Origin of the sequence: Nocardia araoensis NBRC 100135 (assembly GCF_000308435.1) — a bacterium.
Classification (GTDB): domain Bacteria; phylum Actinomycetota; class Actinomycetes; order Mycobacteriales; family Mycobacteriaceae; genus Nocardia; species Nocardia araoensis.
Genome location: NZ_BAFR01000160.1, coordinates 40340 through 49692 on the forward strand (window position 1 = coordinate 40340; position 9353 = coordinate 49692).

Genomic DNA, 9353 nt, shown 5'->3' on the forward strand with positions numbered 1-9353 from the left:
TCAGCTTTGCACCCGCGCGGCGAGGATCGCTTCGACGTAGGGACTCAACAACGCGCTCAATTCCGCGGGCGCGTCCCGCCCCGGGCCGGGCGGAGTGGGGATGTAGCTGAGGGCGATCCGCACCAGCGCGTGCGCGATGAGGTCGGATTCCGCCGCCGTCGACGCCACCCAGCTGTGCTGGAAGGCGCGCGACAGCCGCTCGGTCGCGTGCTCGAGCAACGGCGCCGCATCCAGGGTGATCAGCCGCAGCAGATCCAGCTTCACCTCACCTGCGACCAGCGACTGCACCAGCGGGTCGGACGCCGCGTCGAAGAAGAAGTTCGCCATGCCGTCGCGGAACGCGGCGCGCACGTCACCGACGTTGCCGTTGATGGCGGCGTCCACGTGATCGACCAGGAAGTCGGCCAGGCGCAGGGCGTAGGCCTGGGTGAGTCCGCCGCGCGAGCCGAACTCGTTGTACAGGGTCTGCCTGCTCACGCCCGCCCTGGCCGCGACGTCGCCGAGCGTGATCTTGGACCAATCCCGCTCGGTGAGCAGCTCGCGCATCGCGTCCAGGACCGACGTCCGCAGCAGGTCCCGCGCGGCCTCCTGGTAGGGGATCCTGGCTCCGGTACGCGGCATACCCGCGACACTGTCACGGGCGCCTGCCGCAGTCAAAATCTCACGACCGTTCGATTTCGACCATGTAGAAATCCGCCTTGGCGGCGCCGCAGTCCGGACAGGTCCAGTCGTCGGGGATGTCGTCCCAGCGGGTTCCCGGCGCGATGCCGTCCTCCGGCCATCCTTCGGCTTCGTCGTATTCGAAGCCGCACTGGATGCACTGATAAAGCTTGTACTCACTCATTTCGTGGCCCCTATCGTTTCGAAGTCGATCTTCTCCCGGACGCCGCAGTCCGGGCAGCACCAGTCGTCGGGCACCGTCTCCCACCGGGTGCCCGGCGGAAAGCCCTCGTGCGGATCGCCTTTCGCCTCGTCGAAGACGTAGTCGCAGACGGGGCAGCGATACGCGCTCACGCCGCGTCCCCTTCCGCCCGAGCCGAGCCGTAGCGCGCGAGCACCTTCTCTCGCTTGCCGGGATCGATGTTGGCCCGGGTGATGTCGCCGCCATAGTGCGCGAGCACGCGCTTGTCCATGACACGACGCCACAGCGGCGGGAAGTAGGCGAGCAGGATCATGCTGGCGTAGCCGCTCGGCAGGTTGGGCGCACCGTCCCAGCTACGCAACGTCTGGTAGCGCCGGGTCGGGTAGGCGTGGTGATCGCTGTGCCGCTGCAAGTGGTACAGGAAGATGTTGGTGACGATGTGGTCGCTGTTCCAGCTGTGCACCGGCGCGGGCCGCTCGTACCGGCCGCTCGCCGTGCGCTGCCGCACCAGGCCGTAGTGCTCCAAGTAGTTGACCGCCTCCAGCAAGCTGAACCCGATGATGGCCTGCAGGATCAGATACGGCAGCAACTCGATGCCGAACACCGCGACCAGGGCCGCGAACAGCACCGCCGACATCAGCCACGCGCTGAGCACTTCGTTGCGCAGGCTCAACGGCTTCTTGCCGAGCCGGTCCAGCCGGGCCTTCTCCAGCTGCCAGGACGACTTCAGGCTGCCCCACACGGTGCGCGGCCAGAAGGCCCAGAACGTCTCGCCCACACGGGAACTCGCCGGGTCCTCGGGGGTGGCGACGCGCACGTGGTGGCCGCGGTTGTGCTCGATGTAGAAGTGTCCGTAGAAGGATTGGGCCAGCGCGATCCGCGACAGCCAGCGCTCCAGGTCCACCTTCTTGTGGCCGAGTTCGTGCGCGGTGTTGATGCCGATGCCGCCGATCATGCCGACCGTGATCGCCAGCCCGATCTTGTCCACCAACTGCAGCCCGCCGTCGATGCCGAGCCAGCTCACGTTGTCCGCGGTGATCAGATAGGCCGCCATCACCAGTGTGGCGTATTGGAACGGCAGGTACAGGTAGGTGAGGTAGCGGTAGTACTTGTCGTTCTCCAGGTACTCCATCACCTCGTCGGGCGGGTTGTTGCCGTCCGGGCCGAAGAAGATGTCCGCGATCGGGATGAGCACGTAGACCAGGATCGGCCCGAGCCAGAACGGCACCTGCGCGAGACGGTGCCAGCCCAGCTCGTTCAGTCCCCAGATCAGCGGCAGACCGATGAGGAACAGGCCGGCCGGGGCGAACAGACCCCACAGCCACATGTAGCGCTTGCGATCCCGCCAGTCCGGTGCCTCGACCGGCTGCGCGGACGTGTCGGCGTGCGTCGACATCGTTGTCTCCATTCCCGAAGGGCACGCCACGTGTGACGTGCATTACCTCACTTCTGGACGATAGACGGACATTTGTCTCTTGTCTAGACAAATTGGTCAATTTGTAAACCGCAGATTGGATGGAGAAAAGCCCCGGCGGAGGTGACTCCGGCCGGGGCTCGGGGGGCTGAGGCCGACTCAGCGCAACAGCACGTCGGCGTCGGCGGGCAGGGCATGCACCGGCCACCAGCGCAGGTCGGTGGATTCGTGGCTGCGCACCGGGATCGCGCCCGCGGGTGCGGTGATACGGAACAGCAGGTCCAGGTGCCTGGTGGGGACACCGAGCGAGCAGGTGATCGGGTGGGCCTGAGCGCCGTAGAGCCCGGGCTCCAGCCGCAGGTCCGGAATACCGGACTCCTCGGTCGCTTCGCGCAGCGCGGCGCCCGCGACCGTCTCGTCCCGCTCCTCACAGTGGCCGCCGAGCTGGATCCAGCGCCCGACGCGCGGATGCAGGGTGAGCAGTACCTCGCGGCCGTCGTGGGAGAAGACCACCGCGGAGGCGGTGATGTGGCCCGGCGCGTGCTCGCGCAGGCAACCACGCGGGGCCGAACCGAGGAACGCCAGCATCGCCTCTCGCAGCGATCGCTCCGGATCCGTTGCCGGGCACCATGTCTCGAGCAACTCGGTGGCCGAAGCGTGCAGTGATTCCGCGCTCATCGGTGACGCTCTCGCACCGCGGATCCGAGACGCTTCACAGCTCGACCAGCCCGGAGCCCGCGCCCGCCGCCTGCCGCGGGGTCAGTTCCTCGAGCGGGTGGCCGATGGCGACCGCGCCCAGCGGACTCCAGTCCTCGTCCACGCCCAGCACCGCACGGGTGACCTCGGGGGCGAAGATCGTCGACCCGATCCAGCAGCTGCCGATTCCCTCGGTGGCCAGGGCGACCAGCAGACCCTGCACCGCAGCGCCCACCGCGACGGTGAACATGGTGCGCTCGTTGGCCCGCCTGCGCTCGTCCGGGTAGTCGTGCGCGCCGTCCGGCACGCAGAACGGGATGATCACCTCGGGTGCGTCGAACAGGATGCGCCCGCGCGCGACGCGGCGCTCGATCCGTTCCGGCGGCAGCCCGTCCGCGGTCAGATCGTCGCGCCACTTCTGCGCCATCGCCTCGAGCAGCCGAGCACGCACCTGCGGCGTGCGCAGCCACACGAACCGCACGGGGCGGGTGTGGTGCGGAGCCGGCGCGGTCAGCGCGACCGACACCGCCGACCGGATCCGTTCCGGATCGACCGGAGCGTCGGAGAACTGACGGATCGAGCGACGCAGGAGAATCGCCTCCTTGCGACCGCGCTCGATGGCCTCCGCGGTGCCCAGCCAGAACAGGTCGTCGGTGCCGCCGCGCAGCAGATCGGCGGCGGAAGATCCGTCGTCGACGATAGGCAGGCCCCGGACCACGGCGACCGGGACGCCGCCGAGCTTGCCCTTGACCAGGTCCGCGGCGGCGGCCAGTTCGTCCGCCACGGCCACCTGGGTGACGAACAGCTCGTTGCCCTGGCCGTCCACCGCGCCCGCGTAGTCGTGCAGCACCCGCAGTCCCGCGGCGCCGATGGCCGCGTCGGTCTGCCCGTTGCGCCAGGCTCGGCCCATCGTGTCGGTGACCACCACCGCGACCGTCACGCCCAGCCGCTCCGCGAGCGCGGCGCGCAGCGCCTTGGCGCTGGCGTCCGGGTCGGTGGGCAGCAGCACGAGCTCGCCTTGTTCGACGTTCGAGCCGTCCACGCCGGATGCCGCCTGCACGATGCCCAGCTTGTTCTCGGTGATCAGAGTGCGGCCCTTGCGGGCGAGCACCCGCACCGCCTCCTGGTCGACCAACCTGCGCCGGGCCGCGTCGCGTTCCTCGGGGTCCAGCGGCGCCTCCACGATGCGCCCCTCGACCTTGGCGATGATCTTGCTGGTGACCACCAGTACGTCACCGTGGGCCAGCCAGGGCGCGCAGCGGGCGATGTGCTCGGCGATGTCGTCGCCGGGCCGGAATTCGGGCAGCCCGGTGACGGGCAGGATGCGCAGCTCTCCGGCCGCGTGGTCGGTCGGTGTGCTCACAGGGCGACTCCAGCGAGATCCAATGCCTGACGCACCATTTCGGCGGTGGTCGGCGGGTCGGTCATCAACAACGGCACGCTACGCACCTCGACACCGGGCACGTCGGCGGTGTCGGTGCTGTGGATCAGCCAGCCGTCCAGGATCCCGGTGGCCGAGCGGGCGCCGTAGTACCGGCCGATCGCCTCGGCCGTCGTCTCCACCCCGATCACCGACAGGCACTCGTCGGCCATACCGCGCAGCGGCTTGCCATCGATCACCCCGGACACGCCGATCACCTTCGCGGGGGTGGTGCGCAGCGCGCCTCGGATACCGGGCACGGCGAGGATGGCGCCGATGCTCACGACGGGGTTCGACGGCGCGAGGAGGACCACGTCGGCGGATTCTATGATATCGATCACATTTGGGGCAGGTTTGGCTTCATCGGCGCCAATTGTGGCGAATCCATGGGTGTCGATGTTCGCGCGGTAGCGAACCCACCACTCTTGAAAATGGATCGCGCGCCGTTCGCCAGGGTTGTCCGGATCCGACACCACGACATGCGTTTCACAGCGATCGTCGGTTGCCGGGATCAGTTTCACGCCGGGCTGCCACCTGTTGCAGAGCGCTTCGGTGACCGCGGAGAGCCGGTATCCGGCGCGCAACATTTCGGTACGGATCAGATGCGTGGCGATATCGCGGTCCCCCAAGCCGAACCAGTCCGGCTGGGCGTGATATTTCGCGAGCTCCTCCTTGGCGTGCCAGGTCTCGCCGACCCGGCCCCAGCCGCGCTCGGTATCGATGCCGCCGCCGAGGGTATACATGCAGGTGTCGAGGTCGGGGCAGATCCTGAGCCCGTGCATCCAGACGTCGTCGCCGACGTTCACGATCGCGGAGACATCCGCCTCGGGCAGCAGCTCCCGGACGCCCTGCAGGAAACGCGCGCCACCGACACCGCCGACCAGCACGGCGATCCGGGGTCCGTTCGCGAGCGTGGCGTCCGCTTGTTGTCCAGTCACATCCGCACAGCCTATGCGCTGACGCGAAGGCTCCCGTTCGCGGCAAATTTGCTATACATTTGCTATCGCAGATCACAAGGCGGACTCGGAATGCGGCTGCGGATAGTAACGGAATAGCGACGGCGGCTTGACCATCGACGCGTCCGGCGTGTCTAATCACAGACATGTCATTCCGGTTCGCGCGAGAGATCTACGCGCGAACGGCTTTTCGAACAGACGTTCGCATCGGTGTGACAAGCTCGGGGACGTCCGCGGGACAACGTCGCGGGGTATGGCCGTCGGTGCGCGTGTTGGTCCGACGGAAAGAATCATTCTGCGCTAACACACAGTGAGGAGGCGGAGCGATGGCCAATGAGATGGTCTCGCCGACCGATTCCACAGCAGGCGCAGCACGTGGCGTCTGCGCAGATAACGGCGGCTGGAAGGACCAAGAGGGGGGTGACGGAGTCACAGCGCCCCGGCTCAGCCTGGTCGTGACCGGCTTCGACGAGATGTTCGAGTCCATCGAAGAGCAGTGGCAGGAGCGCGCCCTGTGCGCGCAGACCGATCCGGAGGCGTTCTTCCCCGAGAAGGGCGGCTCGACCCGTGAGGCCAAGCGGATCTGCATGGGTTGCGAGGTGCGCGACGAGTGCCTGGAATACGCGCTCGCGCACGATGAGCGCTTCGGCATCTGGGGCGGCCTCTCCGAGCGGGAGCGCCGCCGCCTCAAGCGCGGCATCGGCTGACAGACATCCGCGATGCCCGGAGCCGCCCGTCCACCGTGGCGCTCCGGGCACGCGCGACACCGGACGATCTCCGACCGCCTCGGTGCGGACGACCGGAGCCGACTGGCCTAGATTTTCTCTCATGGCACGTTCCCGTAAGCGTCGACCGCCGACCGCACGGTCGGTGATCCGCCGCGGCCGCGGAGTGCGCGGGCCGATGCTGCCGCCCACCGTGCCCGCTTGGCGGACCCGAGGCCAGAAGTTCGACCGGCTGGTGCTGGAGGCGTTCGCCCCCTTGGACTCCCGCTGGCACGACCGGCTCACCAAGCTCGACATCGCGGTCGACGACGTTCCGAAAATCCGTCCGCTGCATCCCGATTCGGTCACCTGGCCGGACGAGGTGGTCGCCGACGGCCCGGTTCCGCTCTCCCGGCTCATCCCGGCGGGCGTCGATCGGCACGGCGCGGCGACCAGGGCGCGGGTGGTGCTGTTCCGCAAGCCGCTCGAGCTGCGCGCGAGCGACCCCGACGACCTGGTGGACCTGCTGCGCGAAGTGCTGGTCCAGCAGGTCGCGACCTACCTCGGCGTCGACCCGGACGTGATCGATCCGGAAGCGGAGTGAATCGCACCCATCCACTCGGCGGCGGCCGTCGAATGCTGTTGCGGGGCAAGCGCGGGCGCAACCGCGTGTAGGCAGGCCGACAGCTGGGTACCCAGGGGAACCCGCGCACGCCGCCGCCGGCGCCGCGCACCGTTGCCCGCGCGTCCGAGGAATGTCGTCGAGACCACCGCGGGGCCCGTCACGGCCCTGCGGAACGTCGTGCTGCCTTCGTTCCGCGACGCACGGACCGAGATTCTTCAAGCGTGTCTGTCCCCATCGACGCGCCAGGGGGGTTACTCTCATCGGCGTGATTCCCATGCGTCGTTGCTGCCGTCCAGGCTGCAAGAATCCGGCCGTCGCGACGCTCACCTATGTGTACTCGGACTCGACGGCAGTGGTCGGACCACTCGCGACGGTCGCCGAACCGCACTCCTGGGATCTCTGCGAAACGCACGGCTCACGCATCACCGCTCCGAAGGGCTGGGAACTGGTTCGCCACGAAGGCGGATTCTCCTCCAGCACACCGGATGACGATGATCTGACCGCGCTCGCCGAGGCGGTGCGGGAGGCCGGGTTGCGCCGCCGCCCGCCGGAGCGCGAGCAGCGCGGCTATCGGGACTACGCTCCCCCGCCGCCGCGTACCACACGAACCGGTCGCCGCGGCCATCTGCGCGTGCTGCCCGACCCGCCGTCCTGATCCGGCGAGGACGGTGTCGGACCGGTCCGGCGCAACCACTAGGGTGTTGGGCATGACAGTCGCCCGCTCTGCCGAATTCGTGAACGCGGTGATCAAGGCCTACGACGTTCGCGGTGTGGTCGGTGATCAGATCGACGCGGAATTCGTCAGGGACGTCGGCGCCTCCTTCGCACGCCTGATGCGCGCCGAGGGCGCGAACCGGATCGTCATCGGGCACGACATGCGGGATTCCTCCCCGGAACTGTCGGCCGCCTTCGCCGACGGCGCGCTCGGCCAGGGTCTCGACGTGGTGCACATCGGCTTGGCCTCGACCGACCAGCTGTACTTCGCTTCCGGCCGCCTGGACTGCCCCGGCGCCATGTTCACCGCCAGCCACAACCCCGCCCGCTACAACGGCATCAAGCTTTGCCGCGCCAAGGCCCTCCCGGTCGGGCAGGACACCGGTCTGGCCACGATCAAGGACGAGCTCGTCGAGGGCGTGCCCGCCTACGCGGGCGAGCGGGGCGCCGCGACCGAACTGAACCTGCTCACCGAGTACGCCGACTTCCTGCGCGGCCTGGTCGATCTCGGCGGTATCCGTCCGCTCACCATCGCGGTGGACGCGGGCAACGGCATGGGCGGGTACACGGTGCCCGCGGTGCTGGGCACGCTGCCCCAGGTGACCATCGTGCCGCTGTACTTCGAGCTGGACGGCACCTTCCCCAACCACGAGGCCAACCCGCTGGACCCGGCGAACCTGGTGGACCTGCAGAAGCTGGTCCGCGAATCCGGCGCGGACATCGGCTTGGCCTTCGACGGCGATGCCGACCGCTGCTTCGTGGTGGACGAGAACGGCGACCCGGTGGCGCCGTCGGCGATCACCGCCCTGGTCGCCGAGCGCGAGCTGGCCAAGGAGCCCGGCGCGGTGATCATCCACAACCTGATCACCTCACGCGCGGTACCCGAACTGGTGCACGAGCTGGGCGGAACGCCGGTGCGCACGCGGGTCGGCCATTCGTTCATCAAGCAGGAGATGGCCGCCACCGGAGCGGTGTTCGGCGGCGAGCACTCCGCGCACTACTACTTCCGCGACTTCTGGGGCGCCGACTCCGGAATGCTCGCGGCGTTGCACGTGCTGGCCGCACTGGGCGAGAAGGACCGGCCGGTGTCGGAACTGATGGCGTCCTACGCCACCTACGCGGCCTCCGGCGAGATCAACTCCACCGTGGCCGACGCCGCGGAGCGGACGCTTGCCGTGGTGGACGCCTTCGCCGACCGGGCGCACTCGGTGGACCGGCTGGACGGGGTGACCGTGCAACTGGCCGACAATGCCTGGTTCAACCTGCGCGCGTCGAATACCGAGCCGTTGCTCCGGCTGAACGTCGAGGCCCGATCGGCGGAGGAAGTAGACGCACTCGTGACCGAGATCCTGAGCATCGTGCGCTCCTGACTGGAATAGTGGAATCACAGGCCTTGGATTCGCCCGTCTCGGTCTCGGTGTGGCAGCTGGACCGGGTGGGCGCGGGGGCGGAAAAGACACAGCGCGATGAGGGGAGGTGGGACGCCCGATGATCGCTGGAACACCGGTGCTCGACCTCGACGATGCCGCTTCACTCGAGGCCGCCGACGCAGGCGGCGCCCTTCGCTCGGCTGCCTCCGGCGGCGCCCAGGTCCGCGCTACCGCGGCGGCCGTCGGTGAGGACGCGCTGGCCCGATTGGCCGATCTACGACCACGCAGTGTCGTGCTGGTCTCCGGTTCCGGGCGTGCCGCACGCGCCGCCGGACTGCTCGTGGCCGCGCTCGGCGACCGTGCCGGCCTACCCGTCGTACCCGCCGCCGCCCTGCCGCCGTGGGTGGGGCCGCTGGACGTCGTCCTGGTCTCCGGCGACGACGCGGGCGACCCGCGTCTGATCGATGCCGTCGACCGGGCGCTGCGCCGCGGCGCCGAAGTGGTCGTGGCCGCGCCGCACGAGGGGCCGCTGCGCGCCGCCGCGGCCGGACGCGCCGCCGTCCTGGAGCCCCGGGTGCAGGTGCTGGGATAC

At 69.0% G+C, this 9353-nt stretch carries 11 protein-coding genes and 1 pseudogene; 5 read left to right on the plus strand and 7 right to left on the minus strand.

What is annotated here, in order from left to right; all coding sequences use genetic code 11:
• The 7 genes from ON21_RS22105 to cofD form a co-directional block, all read right to left on the minus strand.
• Window positions 1-621, minus strand: a complete 621-nt coding sequence (locus ON21_RS22105) for a TetR/AcrR family transcriptional regulator (RefSeq protein WP_039800356.1) — start codon at window positions 619-621, stop codon at window positions 1-3.
• A 40-nt stretch (window positions 622-661) separates the two neighbouring features.
• On the minus strand, window positions 662-844 hold the full coding sequence (locus ON21_RS22110; RefSeq protein ID WP_039800357.1) for a rubredoxin: 183 nt from the start codon (window positions 842-844) through the stop codon (window positions 662-664).
• The gene (locus ON21_RS22115; RefSeq protein WP_039800358.1) at window positions 841-1014 is read right to left on the minus strand and encodes a rubredoxin; all 174 of its coding nucleotides are present in this window, start codon (window positions 1012-1014) and stop codon (window positions 841-843) included. Before ON21_RS22115 ends, ON21_RS22110 begins: the two co-directional genes overlap by 4 nt.
• Window positions 1011-2258, minus strand: coding sequence for an alkane 1-monooxygenase (locus ON21_RS22120; protein ID WP_039800359.1), 1248 nt, complete (start codon window positions 2256-2258; stop codon window positions 1011-1013). The genes ON21_RS22115 and ON21_RS22120 overlap by 4 nt, the downstream gene beginning before the upstream one ends.
• Before the next feature lie 177 nt (window positions 2259-2435).
• Complete coding sequence (locus tag ON21_RS22125; protein ID WP_039800360.1) at window positions 2436-2954, minus strand: NUDIX hydrolase; 519 nt, start codon at window positions 2952-2954, stop codon at window positions 2436-2438.
• A gap of 34 nt (window positions 2955-2988) precedes the next feature.
• Window positions 2989-4335 (minus strand): coenzyme F420-0:L-glutamate ligase, encoded by a 1347-nt coding sequence (locus tag ON21_RS22130; protein ID WP_039800361.1) that lies wholly within the window; start codon window positions 4333-4335, stop codon window positions 2989-2991.
• On the minus strand, window positions 4332-5330 hold the full coding sequence (gene cofD, locus ON21_RS22135) for a 2-phospho-L-lactate transferase (RefSeq protein WP_051021204.1): 999 nt from the start codon (window positions 5328-5330) through the stop codon (window positions 4332-4334). The genes ON21_RS22130 and cofD overlap by 4 nt, the downstream gene beginning before the upstream one ends.
• A gap of 491 nt (window positions 5331-5821) precedes the next feature.
• Between cofD and ON21_RS22140 the strand changes: the two genes are divergently transcribed.
• From ON21_RS22140 to ON21_RS22160, 5 genes and pseudogenes are all read left to right on the plus strand, one after another.
• A complete protein-coding gene (locus ON21_RS22140; protein ID WP_029901515.1) occupies window positions 5822-6055 on the plus strand; it encodes a WhiB family transcriptional regulator in 234 nt (77 codons plus the stop codon).
• Window positions 6056-6176: 121 nt separating this feature from the next.
• On the plus strand, window positions 6177-6656 hold the full coding sequence (locus ON21_RS22145) for a metallopeptidase family protein (protein ID WP_168434228.1): 480 nt from the start codon (window positions 6177-6179) through the stop codon (window positions 6654-6656).
• A 295-nt stretch (window positions 6657-6951) separates the two neighbouring features.
• Window positions 6952-7332 carry a DUF3499 domain-containing protein gene (locus ON21_RS22150; protein WP_039800382.1) on the plus strand — a complete coding sequence of 127 codons (381 nt, stop codon included), beginning with the start codon at window positions 6952-6954 and terminating at the stop codon, window positions 7330-7332.
• Window positions 7333-7384: 52 nt separating this feature from the next.
• A complete protein-coding gene (locus ON21_RS22155; protein ID WP_039800362.1) occupies window positions 7385-8761 on the plus strand; it encodes a phosphomannomutase/phosphoglucomutase in 1377 nt (458 codons plus the stop codon).
• 118 nt (window positions 8762-8879) lie between these two features.
• Window positions 8880-9353, plus strand: a pseudogene (locus tag ON21_RS22160) (tobH protein); the annotation flags it as partial.